We start from the raw sequence: 16,434 nt of genomic DNA, 5'->3' as shown, positions 1-16,434 counted from the left end.
GCCAATGATCACGACTCGCTGGGCCTGTTCCAGCAGCGCCCCTCCAGTGGTTGGGGCACGCCGGAGCAGATCACCAACCCCGAGTACGCGACCCTGGCGTTCGAGAAGGGCCTCAAGCAGATCGACGGCTGGCAGGACATGCCGCTGACCCAGGCGGCGCAGACGGTGCAGGTGTCGGCCTACCCGGACGCCTACGCCCAGTGGGAACAGCAGGCCGCCGACCTGGTCGCCCAGTACTGGAACAGCTGACCCAAGCAACAGCTGACAATTGAAGAACACGCACAAGCCGCTGGCCGGCACCCCTACCAAGGGGTGCCGGCCAGCGCCGTCTCCAGAGATCTTGAGCAGTTACCGTCCGCAGCGATCGGTACCTGTCCAAGATCGGGAAACGGCGCGGGTTCGTACCGGAGGAAGAACCGTGACCGGCGGGCGGGCCAGGACCGCGACGGGGCTGGGGGCGGGGGTGACCGGCGCAGGGATCAAGCCTGACCGCCCGGAGCCGGTCACCCTCGCCCCCAGCCCACAAGCGCAACCAGAGACCGACAGGGACGCAGCCCACAAAGCGCAACCGGAGCCGCAACAGCAACCAGACCCGTCAGAACCGCCAGGTCCAGGCATCAGCGACCCGGGTGCCCGGCCCGAAGAGCTGCTCCAGCGTCTGGCGCAGCGACTCCGCGTGCGGCGCGTCGTCGGTCAGTGCCACGCACGACGCGCCCCAGAAGCGGATGTCGCGCGCTGCCTGCCGGCGCTGCTGGTAGCCGATCGCGGCGGGCACTCCCCGTTTCGCGACGTCGGCCAGCAGGGCCGAGGTGGGGCGCTTGTAGGTGCCCATGGTCGCCGAGCCGTCCGGGCCGTACGGGCCGATGAAGAAGCCCTCCGGCATGCCGAACGCCGCGTTCGTGGCAGTGGCCCAGCGCATCGGCCACGGGTCCGTCGGGGTGGCCGTGGGCACCGGGACCAGCACCTCGCCGGGGCGTACGCACTGCCGCCAGTGGCCGGCGGTGACGAACTCGGGCAGCGCCGGCCGGTCGGTGGTCGGCAGCGGGGTGGGGAAGACGCTGAGCAGGGCCGCGCCGACGGCCAGCGGCACCAGCTGCCGGGCCCGGCCGGGTGCCGCCAGCGCCCGGTCCACGGCGAGGGTCAGCACCGTCCCGGCCAGCGGCAGCACCGCCAGGGCGAACCGGGTCGGCAGCGCGCCGTCCACCACCGGCACCCCGGCCAGCAGGGCGTACGGGGCGGGCAGCCCGGTCCGCTCACCGGCGATGATCACCTGGGAGCCGAGGGACAGCGCTGCCATGACCAGCCCGCCGGCGACGCAGGCGACGACCAGCGGGCGCCGGCCCAGCCAGACCGCGCAGGCGGCGGTGACCAGCAGCAGCGGCCAGCCGAGGAAGGTGTTGTACTCCGCCGGGCCGGTGGTCAGCCGGGCCGCGGTGGCGTTGCCCAGCACCGACTGTGGGGAGAAGGTCGTCCAACCGGTGAGGTCGGCGGAGAAGTAGTCCGGGCTGAACATGCCGTCGGCGACGCCCTGCGGCCCGGCGAACTGGTACCACAACGGGTACGCCAGCACGAGCAGCGCGAGACCGGCGGCGATCATCAGCCCCCCGCCGAATTCTGGCAGCGCCCGGCGCAGTAGGGCCCGATCGGTCAGCCCGTACGCCAGCGCCATCATCGCCAGGGTGACCGCGGTGAGGAAGAGCACCTCCTCGCCGACGAAGAGCTGGGCGGTGACCGCCGTGGCCAGCCCGACCGCCGAGCTGGCCAGCCGCCGTCGGTCCGGCCCGGCCGGGCGGCCGGCCGGGTCGGCGGCCCGGAGCAGCCGGACGACCAGCCAGACGATCACCGGGACCAGCCACTGAGCGGTCATGTGCAGGTGCCCGTTGCTCTGCGAGACCATGCCCGGGCCGAAGCCGCAGAGCGCGGCGCCGAGCCCCGCGGCGAGCCGGCGGGCCCGCAGCGTCCGGGTGAAGAGCAGGTACCAGGCGACCGCCGTGCCGGCCAGATTGCCGGCGGCCAGCAGGGCGAAGGTGACCGGCGCCCCGAACGCCCAGGTGACCGGGGCGAACAGCACGCCGAGCGCGATGACCGTGGTGTTGGCCATCAGGTTGACCCCGTCGGGGGCGTTGAGCCGGTCGGTCAGCAGGCTGAAGTCGCCCAGCCAGGCGCGCGAGTCGACGGCCAGGAACCACTCGTAGAGGGTCTGGTCCGCCGGATTGAGCGCGAGTACGCGCTGCCCTGGGGTCGGCCACAGCCCGTGGGTGAGCCAACCGGCGAGCAGGGCGAAGAGCAGTCCGGCGAGCAGGTCCGCGCGATGCCGGAGCAGGACGGCCAGCAGGCGGGCCGCCCGGGCCGGGCGGGGGACCGCCGGATCGAGGTGGACCGCCTGGTCGCGGTCGGGCCCGGGGGCGGTGCGCGCGGCGCTGGTCACGGCCTCGACCATAACGGCGGCGCCCCGCGGGGTACGCCAGGCGGCGCCGCAACGGCTACGGTGAGAACCTGCACCGCCGCGTGTCGGCGCGCCGGTGTCACCCGCCCGGGTGGTGGAACGGCAGACACGGCCGCCTTAAAAGCGGCTGCCGCAAGGCGTGCGGGTTCGAGCCCCGCCCCGGGCACCAGACTCTCAGCTTTCCCACAGCTTCACTCCCGGTGCGCGGGTGCGTGCCACGTTTACCCTGGAGAGGCACGTTCACGTGCATCGACCCCCTGAGGGAGGCCTGAGAAGTGAAGACCTCGAACCCGGTGCTCGCCCGGCTCGGCCAGGCGGCCGAGCGTGAGCGGGCGGCCGGGTACGCCCAGCCCGGGCCGTACGGTCAGCCCGGATATCCGCAGCAGTACCAGCCGCACCCGCAGCAGTACCCGACCCCCGGTTACGGCTACCCGGCGGCTCCGCCCACCGTGACCCCGATGACCCTGGACGACGTCGTCGTCAAGACGGTCATGCTGCTCGGCCTCCTCGGCGTCTCCGCCGCCGCGGCCTGGGTGCTCGTGCCGGACGCCCTGGTCGGCGTCGCCTGGATCGGTGCCGCGCTCGTCGGTCTGGTGCTCGGCATGATCATCTCGTTCTCCCGGATGGCCAACCCGGCGTTGGTGGTGGCGTACTCGATCGTCGAGGGCGTCTTCGTCGGCATGGTCAGCAAGGCGTTCGAGTCGCTCTACAACGGCATCGTGCTCCAGGCCGTGGTGGCGACCTTCGGTGTCTTCTTCCTGATGGCGGCGCTCTACAAGGCGCGGGTCATCCGGGCCACCCCGAAGTTCACCCGGATCATGATCGCGGTCATCGGTGGCCTCTTCGCGGTCATGCTGATCAACCTGGTGCTCGCGCTCTTCGGCGTGAACACCGGCCTGCGCGACAGCGGCCCGCTGGGCATCGGCTTCAGCCTGGTCTGCATCGTGGTCGCCTCGCTGAGCTTCGTGCTCAACTTCGCCCAGATCGAGGACGGCGTGCGGATGGGGCTGCCGCAGCGTTACGCCTGGACCGCCGCGTTCGGCATCGTGGTCGGCCTGGTCTGGCTCTACCTGGAGGTGCTGCGCCTGCTCAGCTACTTCCAGGGCGACGACTGACCGTCCCGCCGCCCGACTTGCGACGCCCGCCTGCCGCGACCGCGGCGGCGGGCGTCGTCGTTTTCCCGCCGCCGCCGGATGACCGGGGGCAGAGTGGGAGCGGGGTACGTCGGCGAGGAGGTCGCGGTGCGGAGTGCCAACCCGGTGCTGACCCGACTTGACGACGTCGGCCGGACCGAGCGCCAGGTGCTCGGCGTCGGGGCCGCCGAGACGATGACCGTGGTCGACGTGGTCAGCCGCACCGTCGGCCTGCTGCTGCTCACCGGCGTCACGGCGGTCGCCGCCTGGGTGGTCGTACCGCCGGCGGTGTGGGTCTCGGCGGCGCTGGTCGGCAGTTCCCTGGCCAGCCTGGCGCTGGTGCTGGTCATCTCGCTCCGGCAGATCACCAGCCCGCCGCTCATCGCCGCGTACGCGGTGCTGCAGGGGCTGCTGCTCGGGGTGGCGAGCCGGGCGTTCGAGATGGTGTATCCGGGGATCGTGGCGCAGGCGGTGATCGGCACGTTCGGCGTCTTCCTCGGCATGGCGCTGCTCTACCGGGCCCGGGTGGTCCGGGCCACGCCGCGGCTGGCCCGGCTGGTCGTTGGGACGCTGCTCGGGATCGTGGCGCTCGGCCTGGTCAACCTCGTCGCGTACCTGGTCACCGGGCGGCAGGCCCTGGAGGCCTACAACCTCACCGGCCAGGTCGGCTGGCTGCCGTGGGTCTTCTCGGTGGTGGCGATCATCGCCGGGGCGTTCAGTTTCATCCTCGACTTCGACCTGGTCGAGCGGTCGGTCCGGGCCGGCCTGCCCCGCCGCTACGCCTGGTTCTGCGCGTTCGGGCTGCTGGTCGGGCTGATCTTCCTCTACTGGCAGATCCTCCGCCTGCTCAGCTACGCCCGGCGCTGACCGTACGACGACTCCAGCTCGGCTGGCGGCCATAATTCGGCCTCCGCGCCGATAGGCGGCGCTCCGGCCGAATGAAGGCCGGTCTGCCGCCGCGCCGCGACCTGGAGCCGTCGTAGACTCGGCCGCGATGAGCGCAGCGGAACTGGAGCGGGCGGTGGAGCTGCTGGTCCGGCAGGTCGGGCACTGGCAGCAGCCGCGCTGGTCGGCGGTGGCGGCGGGCGGCAACGTGTCGCGGGCCGACCTGGTGCACAAGCTGGTGCAGGAGATCGCCAACCTGGCGGCGGACGCCGAGGGCGAGCCGCGCCGGGAGGTGCCGCGCCTCGGCAACGACCTGGTCCTGCCCGACCAGCTGCGGGTGGTCGCGGCCGACCTGGTGGCGGCCGCTCCGCCGGAGCCGGTGCTGGCCGAGGCCGTGACCGCGGTGGCCGGGACCCGCTCGGCGCTGTAGCCGCGCCGGCCAGCCGGGCACCCGCTCCGGCGCTGTCGCCCCAGCCGTCAGCCGGCCCGTTTCAGCCAGCGCCGTACCTTCCGCCGCCGGGCCCGGTCCCGCGCCCGGACCAGACCCGGCAGTTCGCGGTCGGCCGCCGCGGCCTGCCGGGCGTGCAGGAGTCCGTACGTGAAGGTGTGTTCGCCGTTGGCGTACGCCCGCAGCGCCTGCCGGCGGAGCACCTCGCGGGTGACCGTCGAGTCCTGGTGCGCGCCGAGCAGGTCCTGCAGCTCCTTGAGTCGCGCCACCAGCCGGCTGGCGGGCTGCCCGGCGGCCGGCTCGCGCACCTCGACCGCGTACCGGGCCGCCTTGGCCGCCTTGCGCGCCTCGTGCAGCGCGATGTTGTCGGTCCCGCCGGGGTGGTCGGGCCCCGCGTCTCGTCCGGAGCGGTCGACGGCACGTTCCGGCACCGCGCCGGTCCCGGCGGCCAGCGCCCGGTCCAGGCGCTCGTCCGCCCGGGTCACCGCGCGGCGGACCCGGCGGGCCACCCAGCGGGCGTCCACCGTCCGGGTGGTCGGCCCCTCGAGGAGCGCGTCCAGCCGGCGCAGCAGCTCGGTGTACCGGTCGGAGTCGAGCGCCGTGCGCAGGTCGTCGAGGGCGGTGGCCAGGTCGGCGGCGAACCGCTCGGCGAGTCGCGCCGCGACCGGCCCGAGCACCAGCTCGTCCGGTTCCGCGCGGACGGCGTCGGCGAGCCGGGCGGCCATCACCTGGGTGTCCCGGACCGGCCCGAGATGCCCGGCCAGCCAGCGCAGCTCGCCGCGCAGCCACTCGCTCGCCCGCCGGTCCCACAGGCCCCGGAACGTACGCAGGGTGGAGCGGAGCCGGCGGACGGCGACCCGCATGTCGTGCACGGCGTCCTCGTCGCCGCTGCGGGCGCCCGGATGGTTGCCGATCAGGGCGTCGCGCTGGGCGGTGGCGTAGTCGAGCACGGGCGCCGCGCCCGGGTCGGCGGGCGCCGGCCGGGCGGCGGCGAGCCGGCTGGCGAGGGCCCGCTGCGACTTGGAGACGGGTACGGGCCAGGCCCCGGCCGCGCGCAGCCGCGCGTCCACCGCGTCGAGCAGGGCCTCGTCGCCGTCGACCAGCTCGACCTCGATCTCGTGCCACGCCTGCCGCTCGCCACCGACCAGGTCGTGGGCCTCGACGCTGTCCTCGGCGACCTCGGCCAGCGTCCGGCCGGTCGGGTCGAGGAGGCGGGTTTCCCGGCGGCGGGTGACGATCCGGGCGGCCGGGGCGACCGGCCGGCCCCGGGACGCGGCCCGGAAGAGCGCGACCAGCTCGGCCGGCGGGTCAGTGTCCTCCGGCCCGGCCGGGAACTGGTATTCGGTCCGGGGGCCGCCGGTGGCCCCGACCTTGAGGTGCCAGCCCGCGTCGTGTCCCCCGGTACGCCGACGCAGCGCGAAGCCGCCCCGGGCCAGCCGGAGATCGGCGGTGTCCAGGTAGACCGCGTCCAGGTCGAGGGCGGTGGCGTCGGAAGTGGTCGCGACGCCACCGCACCCGGTCAGGTCCGGCAGCCGGAAGCCCTCGTCCCCGGAGTACTTGCGCTCCCGTTCCACCACCGTCGCCATGGCGCCTCCCGTACCCGGGTCGATGTCCGCCGAATCAGGTCAGCCGTTCGAGCACCATGGCCATGCCCTGACCACCGCCGACGCACATGGTCTCCAGACCGATGGTCTTGTCGTGCCACTCCAGGGCGTTGAGCAGGGTGCCGGTGATCCGGGCCCCGGTCATGCCGAACGGGTGCCCGACGGCGATCGCGCCGCCCATCACGTTCAGCTTCTCCTCCGGGATGCCGAGCTGCCGGTACGACGGGATCACCTGCGCGGCGAACGCCTCGTTGATCTCGACCAGGTCGACGTCGTCGATGGTCATGCCGGCCCGCTGGAGCGCCTGCTTCGACGCCTCGACCGGGCCGAGGCCCATGATCTCCGGGGACAGCGCCGTGACGCCGGTCGAGACGATCCGGGCCAGCGGGGTGAGGCCGAGGTCCCGCGCCCGCTGGGCGCTCATCACGATCACGGCGGCCGCGCCGTCGTTGAGCGGGCAGCAGTTGCCGGCGGTGATCCGGCCGTCCGGGCGGAAGACCGGCTTCAGGCCGGCGACGCCCTCCAGGGTCACGCCCGGCCGGGGGCCGTCGTCGGCGCTGACCACCGTGCCATCCGGGGTGGTCACCGGGGTGATCTCGCGGGCCCAGAAGCCGTCCGCGATCGCCTTCTCGGCCAGGTTCTGGCTGCGTACGCCGAACGCGTCCATGTCCTCGCGGGTGATGTCGTAGACCTGGGCGAGGTTCTCCGCGGTCTGCCCCATCGCCAGGTAGATGTCGGGCAGCTGGCCGGCCTCGCGCGGGTCGGTCCACACCTCGGCCCCACCCTGGGCGCGGGCCGCGGAGCGCTCGCGGGCCGCGGCGAAGCGGGGGTTCTCCCAGCCGCCGCCGACCAGCGCCTGCGCCTCCGGCGGCAGGGTGTCCGAGTTGCCCCGGGCGTAGCGGGAGACGGTCTCGACGCCGGCGGAGATGAAGGCGTCGCCCTCGCCCGCCCGGATCGCGTGCATGGCCATCCGGGTGGTCTGCAGCGAGGAGGCGCAGTATCGGGTCAGCGTGGCGCCGGGCAGGCCGTCCAGGCCGAGCAGGGTGGCGACCACCCGGCCCATGTTGAAGCCCTGCTCGCCGCCGGGCAGGCCGCAGCCCAGGTAGAGATCGTCGATCGTGGTGGGGTCCAGCGCGGGAACCTTGTCGAGGGCGGCCTGCACGATGGTGGCGGCCAGGTCGTCCGGGCGGACCTCCCGCAGGGAACCCTTGAACGCGCGACCGATGGGGGACCGGGCGGTGGCGACGATGACGGCGTCGCGGGGCGACTCAATCGGCATGAGCCAACGTTAACCCGCGAGTAACTTGTGGCGGAAGCTCGCCGCCGGGCGGGAAATGTCACGCCCGGCGGGCCTGGGTCAGTGGTGCCGCGAGGCGACCGCCGCCGCCGCCTCGACCGCCGGCAGCAGGGCGTGCGCCCACACCCGGTAGCCGTCGGCGGACGGGTGGAAACCGTCCTGGCAGAGCGTCCCCGCGTCCGCCCGGAACACCGGGCCGGTCTCGGTGCCCAGGTCGACCACGCTGCCCCCGGCGTTCAGCACCGCCGCTGTCTGGGCGCGGGCGAGCCGCCGCCCAGACCAGGCGAGCACGTGTCGCAGCGGGGACGCGACCGCGCGGACCGCGCCGAGGTCGGGGCAGGTGCCCACCACCACCTCGACGTGCGCCTCGCGCAGCCGGCGTACCGCCGAACCGAGGTAGGCCGCCGCGTCGGCGGGGCGGGCCATCGCGGTCGCGTCGTTGGCCCCGATCAGGATCACGGCCACGTCGGGGCGCTCACCGAGCAACGCCCGGGCCACCTGGGTGGCCAGGTCGGTGGAGCGTGACCCGGAGACGCCCACGCTGGACAGGTGCACCCGCCGGCCGGTCGGCCCCTCGCCGAGCAGGTGGGCGAGCTGGCCGCCGATGGTCTCCTCGAAGCGGTCCACTCCCACGCCGAGCGCCGACGAGTCGCCGAGCAGCACCAGCCGCAGCGGCGGCCCGTCCGCCCGGCCGACCGTGGCGCGCAGCGCGAGGCTCAGCTCGGGCTGGGCGTACTGGCGGTTGCGCGCGGCGATGGCCTGGCCGGCGAGGATCGCGGCTCCACCCACCGTGCCGGCGACCAGGGAGAGGGCCGCGGCCCGACCCAGCCGGACCACGAACTCGTTACGCCCCGTCATGACGACACCTCCCCAGGGCCGACGGCGCACGGGCCGGTCGGCTCGCGAGCCGTGCTCATGTCACGCTCGCGTTGTGCCTGATGATGCCCCCACCGGGCCTGCTCATGCCAGTCCCTCCAGGGTCGGTGACTCGGCGTGGTCACCGGAGTGCGGCACCGCGCCGACGCCGAAGAAGGCACGCCGTCGGAGCTGCGCCCAGCGCCCGCCCGGCCCGTGGTCGCGGCCCCGGACCTGGGTGCCGCTGACCTCGGTGCCCGCGTGCCGGGCCGCCTCGTGGGCCGCCTCCGGGAGCGACCGCACGCCCTCCCGGCCGGGGAGCGGCGGCCGGCGTTCCGGACCGGCGCCGAGCGCGGAGAGCAGGGTGGGCAGCATCGCCGCCGCGGCGACCGCGTACCCCTCGGCGGACGGATGGAACCGGTCCCAGGCGAACATCCGGGCCGGCTCGGCGGCGAACCGGGGACCGAGCAGGTCGCCGAGGGAGACCGTCCGACCGCCGGCCTCGACCACGGCCACCGTCTGGGCCGCGGCGAGCTGGCGGCTCCACCGGCGGGCAAGCCAGCGCAGCGGTGGCTGGATCGGCTGGATGGCTCCGAGGTCGGGGCAGGTGCCGACGACCACCTCGCAGCCGGCCGCGCGCAGCGTGCGGACCGCGTCGACCAGGTAGCGCACGGCCACGACCGGCGAGGTGCGGTTGGTGACGTCGTTGCCGCCGATTAGGATGACCGCGATGTCCGGCTCGACCTCCAGGGCCGACTCGACCTGCGGCTTCAGGCCGGCCGACAGGGCGCCCACCACGGCGAACCGGTGCAGCCGGACCGGCCGGTGCAGCCGGCGGGACAGCCCGGTGGCCAGCAGCGCCCCGGGTGTCTCCCGGCGGCGGTGCACGCCGTAGCCGGCGGCCGAGGAGTCGCCCAGGATCACCATGGTGACCGGCGGACCGGGAAGCTTCGCGCCGTAGACCCCGTCGCAGCGTGGCGGGGGCGCCTCGGCCATCGGGATGGTGCGTCGCGCCTGCCGGGCCTGGCCGAGCAGCACCCCGCCCGTGGCGGCGGTGGCCGCCACGGTGGCGCCCGTGCCGATCGCCACGAGGCGGGCGATCCGCCGGGCGCGCCGCCAGCCGGCCGGTGCGACGGAGCCAGCTTCCCCCATGAACCGACACTATCGCGCCGTTACGACACCTGCTCTCCACGATCGGGCGGCTGACAGAGAACGGTTCGGGGTACCTGTTCCGGAGGGCGGACGGCGCTCTTGCGCCGGGGTCGCACCCTGATCGGGCGAGCGGAGAGGGGCGAGGAGAGATGGGCAGGACGTTGAAGCGGAGCGCGGCCTTCGCCGCGCTGGCCCGGGCGCTGGCGAAGGGGACGCGGGGCGGTCCCTCGCTGGGCGCCCGGCTGGCGGCGCTGCCCAGGATGATCCGGGCCACCGCGAAGGGGGAGTACGACGGCGGCCTGCGGCTGGCCCTGATGGCCGCGGCCACGGCGTACGTGGTCTCGCCGATCGACCTGCTGCCGGAGATCCCGCTGGCGGTGTTCGGGCTGGCCGACGACGCGGTGATGGTCACCTGGCTGGCCGGCAGTGTGCTCGCCGAGACCGAGCGATTTCTGGAGTGGGAGGCGCGTCGCAGCTCCGTCATCCCGGGCCATGTGGTGCCCTGACGGCACGTACCCTGGGCGACGAATGAACGTCTGCTCGGCCGCCGACGCCGGCGCCGCAACGAAGGGCACAACGAGGTGCAGTACTACGACAACGTCGTCGAGCTGATCGGCAACACCCCGCTGGTCCGCCTGCGCAACGTCACCGAGGGCATCCAGGCGACCGTGCTGGCGAAGGTGGAGTACGTCAACCCGGGCGGTTCGGTGAAGGACCGGATCGCGCTGAAGATGGTGGAGGACGCCGAGAAGGCGGGCATTCTCAAGCCTGGCGGCACCATCGTCGAGCCGACCAGCGGCAACACCGGCGTCGGGCTGGCCCTGGTGGCCCAGCTCAAGGGCTACAAGTGCGTCTTCGTCTGCCCGGACAAGGTCAGCCAGGACAAGCAGGACGTGCTGCGCGCGTACGGCGCCGAGGTCGTGGTCTGCCCGACCGCGGTGGCCCCGGAGGACCCGCGCTCCTACTACAACGTCTCCGACCGGCTGGCCCGGGAGATCCCCGGCGCGTGGAAGCCCAACCAGTACAGCAATCCGGCGAACCCCCGCTCGCACTACGAGACCACCGGCCCGGAGATCTGGCAGCAGACCGAGGGGCGGATCACCCACTTCGTCGCGGGCGTCGGCACCGGCGGCACCATCTCCGGCATCGGCCGCTACCTGAAGGAGGCCTCCGCGGGGCGGGTCCGGGTCGTCGGGGCGGACCCGGAGGGCTCGGTCTACTCGGGCGGCACCGGCCGGCCGTACCTGGTAGAGGGCGTCGGTGAGGACTTCTGGCCGGAGACGTACGACCGGAACATCGCCGACGAGATCGTCGAGGTCTCCGACAAGGAGTCCTTCGAGATGACCCGGCGGCTGGCCCGCGAGGAGGGGCTGCTGGTCGGCGGCTCCTGCGGCATGGCCGTGGTGGGCGCCCTGGAGGTGGCCCGCAAGGCCGGCCCGGACGACGTGGTCGTGGTGCTGCTGCCGGACGGCGGCCGGGGCTACCTGTCGAAGATCTTCAACGACCGGTGGATGGCCCGGTACGGCTTCCTGGACAACTCCGGCGCCGAGCCGACCGTGGCCGACGCGCTCGCCGGCAAGCCGGGCGGGCTGCCCGAGCTGGTGCACGTCCACCCGACCGAGACGGTCCGTGACGCCATCGACTACATGCGGGAGTACGGCGTCTCCCAGCTCCCGGTGCTCAAGGCGGAGCCGCCGGTGGTGACCGGTGAGGTGGCCGGCTCGATCGCCGAGAAGGACCTGCTCGACGCGCTCTTCACCGGGCAGGCCCACCTGCACGACATGATCGAGCGGCACATGACCGACCCGCTGCCGATGATCGGCGGGGGGCAGCCGGTGAGCGAGGCGGTCGCGCTGCTGGAGAAGGCCGACGCCGCGCTGGTGCTGGTCGACGGCAAGCCCAAGGGTGTGCTGACCCGGCAGGACCTGCTCGCCCACCTCGGCGCGCACTGAGTCCACGGACGAGGGCCGCTCCCGTGGGGGAGCGGCCCTCGTCGCGTCAGCGGTCCAGCTCGGTGGGCACGGCCACCACGTCGACCAGGGCGCCCCGGCGCAGCACGGTGACCGGCAGCCGGGTGCCGATGGCCGGGCCGAGCATCAGCCGTTGAAGGCCCTGGCCGTCCTGTACGGGCCGGCCGCCGGCGGCGAGGATCACGTCACCCAGGTAGATCCCGGCCAACCCGGCCGGGCTGCCCGGCACCACCTCCACCACCCGCAGCCCGCGCCGCTGCCCGGTCCGGGCGACGACCTCCGGCGGCAGCGGCACCGGCACGCCGGCAACCCCCAGCCAGGCCCGGCGTACCCGGCCGTCGCTAGTCAGGTCGGCGACGATCTGCCGGGTGGTGGCGTTCACCGGTACGGCGAGGCCGAGGCCGTACCCGGCGACCGCCGTGTTCACCCCGACCACCCGGCCGGCCGAGTCGGCCAGCGCCCCGCCGGAGTTGCCCGGGTTCAGCGCCGCGTCGGTCTGGATGACGTCCTCGATCAGCCGGGTGACCCGCCCGTCCCGGGCCGGCAGCGACCGGCCCAGCCCGGAGACCACCCCGGCGGTGACCGAGCCGGCCAGCCCCAGCGGGTTGCCGACCGCGACCACGAGCTGCCCGATCCGCAGGCCGTCCGCGTCGCCCAGCTCCACCGGCGGCACGGTCGTCTCCTCCGCGCGGAGCACCGCCAGGTCCGACAGCGGGTCCGCGCCGACCACCCGGAACCGGGTCTCGACGCCGTCGCCGAAGGCGGCCGCGCCGTCCCGGGCGCCCTGCACCACGTGCGCGCTGGTCAGCAGCAGTCCGTCCGGGCCGATCACCACGGCCGAGCCGGCGCCCGCGCCGCGCGCGGTCCGCACCGACAGGGCGGCCACACTGGGCAGCACCCGCGCGGCCACGCCGGTCACCACCCGGGAGTACGCGTCGAGCGCGGCGTCCTCCGCCCGCTCGGTGTGCTCGATGTCCATGCCGGTGCCAACGCGCCGCCGCCGGCGCCCATGCCCCGATCCGCTCACAGCGAACGGCGGTCAGGCCGCCCCTCCGCCGAAGGCGTTAAGGTGCCCTTCCTTACCGCGGCCGGGCGTAGCGGAGCTGGGGGACTCGGGCGGGGCCGATCCGCTCCTCGCGCCGCTCGCCCGTGGCGGTCCAGCCGCCGCGCTCGTAGAACCGGCGGGCGTGCGCGTTCCGCTCCAGCACCCAGAGCGCCGCCCGGGTCCAGCCCCGCGCCCGCATCGCGGCCAGCGCGTCGACCATCAGCGCCCGCCCGGTGCCCCGGCCCCGCTCGTCCGGCTCGAGGTGGATCGCGTTGAGCAGGCCGGTGGCGGGGTCGCCCGCGTCGTCCGGGCCCAGGTAGCTGAAGCCAACGAGCCGGCCGTCACGCTCGGCGACGGTCATCCGGTGGTCAGTCCGCTCCCACCGCCAGCGTTCGACCCAGTAGCGGCCCATCGCCTCGGGCGTCGGCTCGGCCAGCGCCTCGGCCGGCAGGAACGATCCGTACGCCGCCACCCGGGAGCGCTGGTGCAGGGCACCGACCGCCATCAGGTCGGCCTCGGTGGCGGGGCGCAGGGAGACGGTCACCGGGTCGACGCTACCCGCCGGGGCGGCACCGGCACGGTCATCAGGTCCTCGGCGATCACCAGCTCGCCGGTGAAGTGCGCGCAGGCCTCGTCGGCGAACCGGCGCGGATCGGCGTACCGCTGGGAGAAGTGGGTGAGCACGAGGGTGCGTACCCCGGACTCGGCCGCCACCCGCGCGGCCTGCGCCGCGGTCAGGTGGCCGACCTCGGCGGCGAGCGCGGCCTCCGACTCCAGGAACGTCGACTCGATGACCAGCAGGTCGGCGTGCTCGGCCAGGGCCCACACCCCGTCGCAGAGGCCGGTGTCCATCACGAAGGCGAACCGCTGGCCCGGGCGGGTCACGCTCACCTCATCCCGGGTGACGCGGCGTCCGTCCAGGTCCAGGTGGCCGACGCGCAGCAGCTCGCCGACCGCCGGGCCGGCGATGCCGTACGCGGCCAGCTTCTCCGGCAGCATCCGGCAGCCGTCCGGCTCGACGAGCCGGTAGCCGTACGTCTCGATCGGGTGCCGCAGCCGGCGGGCCTCCAGCGTGCCGGCGCCCACGCTGATCCGCTGCCCGTCGGTGTGGACCGGCTGCACGGTCAGCTCGGCGGCCTCGTAGAAGCTCGAGGCGTGGCGCAGGCGGGCGAAATACTCGGCGCCGCCGGCCGGGAAGGTGACGGCCACCGGGTGCGGTACCCGGTCCAGGGAGAGCCGCTGGATCACGCCGGGCAGGCCCAGGCAGTGATCGCCGTGGAAGTGGGTGACGCAGATCCGGGTGAGATCGGTGGCGGAGATCCCGGTGTGCAGCATCTGCCGCTGGGTGCCCTCGCCGGGGTCGAAGAGGAGCACCTCGTCGTCCCAGCGCAGCAGGTAGCCGTTGTGGTTGCGGTGTCGGGTGGGGGCCTGGCTGGCCGTACCGAGCACCACCAGCTCACGCATGGACACCGGAAACCCCCTGGAGCATGAAGCGACCCCCGGGGCTTCCGCGCTCGCGCACGGGCCGGCTGGACTGGGCCGGCACCCCGGGGGTCGGGTGGCTGTCGTGGATTCGCCGCACCGCTGCCACACGGTCTCGACGATGGTGCCTGTGCCCGCCTCGCGGCGGACGGGATTTACTGTCGAGGACAGCGGCTAGCGGACAGCCACCTCACGAGTCCGATTGCTATACAAGTCTGGACCACCTCCTTTCCCGTGTACCGCCACGCTATCCACTTCCCGGCGACCCCGGCAACGGATTTCGATCACAGCCCCGGCGGGAATCCCGGGATGACGCCCAGCGCCTGCCGACGGGGGATCGCGTTCGGGTCGCTACGAACTTGATGACGTAGGTGGATCAGGGCGGGCGGCGATGATCCCGGCGATGCCGTCGAGGATGCACCGCAGGCCGAACTGGAATCCGTCGTTGTCACTCGGAGCGAAGGCTCCACCGTCGGCCGCTTCGACCAGCGCCGGGTAGTCGGCGGCGTGGCTCCGCAGCATCTGGTTCAGCCCGGTGGCCAGCGGGACCCCGCCGTCGGCGGCGATGCCGGTCTCGGCCTGCACCTGGCTACGGACATGTCCGATGACCACGAGGGCGGCGTCGACCCGTTCCGGGCCGCCCAGTCCGGTGCCGGCCAGCGCGGCCACCGCTCGCTCCAACCAGCTCAGCTCGCGAGGGCCGACGGCACGTACCTGCGTGGTCGCCTCGGCGAGCCAGGGATGGCGCCGGAAAACGGTGTGGAGATCGTGCGCCCAGCCCTGCAGCGCGGCGCGCCAGCCGGCTGAGGTGTCGACGGGCGGGGCCTGCCCCATCGCTGTGTCGATCATGAGGGCGACCAGTTCCCCGCGGCCGGGCACGTGCCGGTAGAGCGACATCGCGGTGAAGCCGAACCGGTCGGCCACCCGCTTCATGGTGACCGCCGCCAGCCCCTCGGTGTCGGCGATGTCGATCGCGGCGTCGGCGATCTGCGCCGGGCTGAGCGCCGGCCGAGGCCCGCGGCTGCGTCGCCCGCCGTCCCCCCAGAGCAGGTCCATGGCACTCGCCTCGGCCTTCACCGGTCCTCCTCGTGGGCCGTCCGCATCGGGATTGACGCCTGAGCCCACCACTGTGTATAACATAAACAGAACTGCTTATCAGATAAACAGTTAGAGGTTGGGGCATGGCAGCACTGACGGGCAGGACGGCACTGGTCACCGGTGGGTCGCGGGGCATCGGCCGGGGCATCTGCCAGCGGCTCGCCGCCGACGGCGCGCTGGTCGCCGTGCACTACGCCAGCAACGACGCCGCCGCCAAGGAGACCGTGGCGGCGATCGAGGCGGCCGGTGGGCGGGCCTTCCTGATCAAGGCCGAGTTGGGCGTCGACGGCGACGCCGACACCGTGATCAGGGCACTGGAGGCGGAACTGCGGGAGCGGACCGGGCAGGCCCGGTTGGACATCCTGGTCAACAACGCCGGTGTCAACGACTCCGCCGGCGGCATCGACACCGAGACGCCGCAGGCGTTCGACCGACTGTTCGCCGTCAACGTGCGAGCGCCGTTCTTCCTCATCCAGAAGGCGTTGCCGCTGATGGGCGACGGCGGGCGGATCATCAACATCGGATCCGGCGTCACCCGGATCGCCCTGCCCGGTGAGCTGGCCTACGCGATGACCAAGGCCGCGATCGAGACGCTGACCCGCAACGTGGCCAACCAGCTCGGTTCGCGCGGCATCACCGTCAACACCGTCGCCCCCGGGCCGACGCGTACCGACAAGACGGCGTTCTTCCTCGACCGCCCCGAGGCCCAGGCCGCAGTCGCCGCTTCCCAGGCCATCGAACGTGTGGGCACTCCCGCCGACATCGCCAACGTGGTCGCCTTCCTCGCCGGCGAGGACAGCGCCTGGCTCACCGCCAACCTCATCGACGCCACCGGCGGCAGCTACCTCGGGCCCAAGCGCCTCGGCTGAGAATCCGATCGGGGCGGTGGTGACGGTCCGGGTCTCGACCACCGCCACCACCTCGGCCACCCGTGCGGCAATCCGCGCATCTCTCGCCAGGCCGGATCGGTGCGTCGTGGCAGGGCCGACCGGCGTGACGGCGGGTGAGTCGTTCACGTC

15 protein-coding genes, 1 tRNA gene and 1 pseudogene are annotated in these 16,434 nt (G+C 73.8%); 8 read left to right on the top strand and 9 right to left on the bottom strand.

What is annotated here, in order from left to right; translation table 11 throughout:
- Window positions 1-249: pseudogene (locus FXF52_RS20610) on the top strand (hypothetical protein); the annotation flags it as partial.
- Between the two features lie 346 nt (window positions 250-595).
- Here FXF52_RS20610 and FXF52_RS20605 read toward each other — a convergent pair.
- Window positions 596-2,440 (bottom strand): hypothetical protein, encoded by a 1,845-nt coding sequence (locus FXF52_RS20605; RefSeq protein WP_148799003.1) that lies wholly within the window; start codon window positions 2,438-2,440, stop codon window positions 596-598.
- A 91-nt stretch (window positions 2,441-2,531) separates the two neighbouring features.
- On the opposite strand from FXF52_RS20605, the gene FXF52_RS20600 reads away from it, so the two are divergent.
- The 4 genes from FXF52_RS20600 to FXF52_RS20585 all read left to right on the top strand — a co-directional run bounded on the left by FXF52_RS20600 (window position 2,532) and on the right by FXF52_RS20585 (window position 4,894).
- Window positions 2,532-2,615: transfer RNA gene (locus FXF52_RS20600), tRNA-Leu, on the top strand.
- Between the two features lie 106 nt (window positions 2,616-2,721).
- Window positions 2,722-3,561, top strand: coding sequence for a Bax inhibitor-1/YccA family protein (locus FXF52_RS20595; RefSeq protein ID WP_148799001.1), 840 nt, complete (start codon window positions 2,722-2,724; stop codon window positions 3,559-3,561).
- A 126-nt stretch (window positions 3,562-3,687) separates the two neighbouring features.
- Window positions 3,688-4,446 carry a Bax inhibitor-1/YccA family protein gene (locus FXF52_RS20590; protein ID WP_148798999.1) on the top strand — a complete coding sequence of 253 codons (759 nt, stop codon included), beginning with the start codon at window positions 3,688-3,690 and terminating at the stop codon, window positions 4,444-4,446.
- A gap of 127 nt (window positions 4,447-4,573) precedes the next feature.
- Window positions 4,574-4,894, top strand: coding sequence for a hypothetical protein (locus FXF52_RS20585; protein WP_148798996.1), 321 nt, complete (start codon window positions 4,574-4,576; stop codon window positions 4,892-4,894).
- A 47-nt stretch (window positions 4,895-4,941) separates the two neighbouring features.
- Here FXF52_RS20585 and FXF52_RS20580 read toward each other — a convergent pair whose 3' ends face one another.
- The 4 genes from FXF52_RS20580 to FXF52_RS20565 all read right to left on the bottom strand — a co-directional run bounded on the left by FXF52_RS20580 (window position 4,942) and on the right by FXF52_RS20565 (window position 9,820).
- On the bottom strand, window positions 4,942-6,498 hold the full coding sequence (locus FXF52_RS20580) for a CYTH and CHAD domain-containing protein (protein ID WP_148798995.1): 1,557 nt from the start codon (window positions 6,496-6,498) through the stop codon (window positions 4,942-4,944).
- Window positions 6,499-6,532: 34 nt separating this feature from the next.
- The gene (locus FXF52_RS20575) at window positions 6,533-7,795 is read right to left on the bottom strand and encodes an acetyl-CoA C-acetyltransferase (protein ID WP_148798992.1); all 1,263 of its coding nucleotides are present in this window, start codon (window positions 7,793-7,795) and stop codon (window positions 6,533-6,535) included.
- 78 nt (window positions 7,796-7,873) lie between these two features.
- Window positions 7,874-8,671, bottom strand: coding sequence for an SGNH/GDSL hydrolase family protein (locus FXF52_RS20570; protein ID WP_148798990.1), 798 nt, complete (start codon window positions 8,669-8,671; stop codon window positions 7,874-7,876).
- 102 nt (window positions 8,672-8,773) lie between these two features.
- On the bottom strand, window positions 8,774-9,820 hold the full coding sequence (locus FXF52_RS20565) for an SGNH/GDSL hydrolase family protein (protein ID WP_148798988.1): 1,047 nt from the start codon (window positions 9,818-9,820) through the stop codon (window positions 8,774-8,776).
- A gap of 149 nt (window positions 9,821-9,969) precedes the next feature.
- On the opposite strand from FXF52_RS20565, the gene FXF52_RS20560 reads away from it, so the two are divergent.
- Both FXF52_RS20560 and FXF52_RS20555 read left to right on the top strand, forming a co-directional pair.
- A complete protein-coding gene (locus FXF52_RS20560; RefSeq protein WP_148798985.1) occupies window positions 9,970-10,326 on the top strand; it encodes a YkvA family protein in 357 nt (118 codons plus the stop codon).
- Window positions 10,327-10,401: 75 nt separating this feature from the next.
- Entirely contained in the window at window positions 10,402-11,772 is a 1,371-nt protein-coding gene (locus FXF52_RS20555) for a cystathionine beta-synthase (protein WP_148798982.1), read from the top strand.
- Between the two features lie 46 nt (window positions 11,773-11,818).
- Here FXF52_RS20555 and FXF52_RS20550 read toward each other — a convergent pair whose 3' ends face one another.
- The 4 genes from FXF52_RS20550 to FXF52_RS20535 form a co-directional block, all read right to left on the bottom strand.
- Window positions 11,819-12,769 carry a S1C family serine protease gene (locus FXF52_RS20550; RefSeq protein WP_148798980.1) on the bottom strand — a complete coding sequence of 317 codons (951 nt, stop codon included), beginning with the start codon at window positions 12,767-12,769 and terminating at the stop codon, window positions 11,819-11,821.
- A gap of 100 nt (window positions 12,770-12,869) precedes the next feature.
- Complete coding sequence (locus FXF52_RS20545) at window positions 12,870-13,379, bottom strand: GNAT family N-acetyltransferase (RefSeq protein WP_148798978.1); 510 nt, start codon at window positions 13,377-13,379, stop codon at window positions 12,870-12,872.
- Window positions 13,376-14,305, bottom strand: a complete 930-nt coding sequence (locus FXF52_RS20540; protein ID WP_148798976.1) for a ribonuclease Z — start codon at window positions 14,303-14,305, stop codon at window positions 13,376-13,378. Before FXF52_RS20540 ends, FXF52_RS20545 begins: the two co-directional genes overlap by 4 nt.
- A gap of 363 nt (window positions 14,306-14,668) precedes the next feature.
- Entirely contained in the window at window positions 14,669-15,394 is a 726-nt protein-coding gene (locus FXF52_RS20535) for a TetR/AcrR family transcriptional regulator C-terminal domain-containing protein (RefSeq protein ID WP_255472160.1), read from the bottom strand.
- A gap of 104 nt (window positions 15,395-15,498) precedes the next feature.
- Between FXF52_RS20535 and FXF52_RS20530 the strand changes: the two genes are divergently transcribed.
- Window positions 15,499-16,284, top strand: a complete 786-nt coding sequence (locus FXF52_RS20530; RefSeq protein ID WP_148798972.1) for an SDR family oxidoreductase — start codon at window positions 15,499-15,501, stop codon at window positions 16,282-16,284.
- Window positions 16,285-16,434 lie beyond the last annotated feature (150 nt).

The organism is Micromonospora sp. MP36, from assembly GCF_008119785.1.
Classification (GTDB): domain Bacteria; phylum Actinomycetota; class Actinomycetes; order Mycobacteriales; family Micromonosporaceae; genus Micromonospora.
The sequence above is the reverse complement of the archived record's forward strand: the minus strand, read 5'-3'. Positions and strand labels throughout refer to the sequence as shown.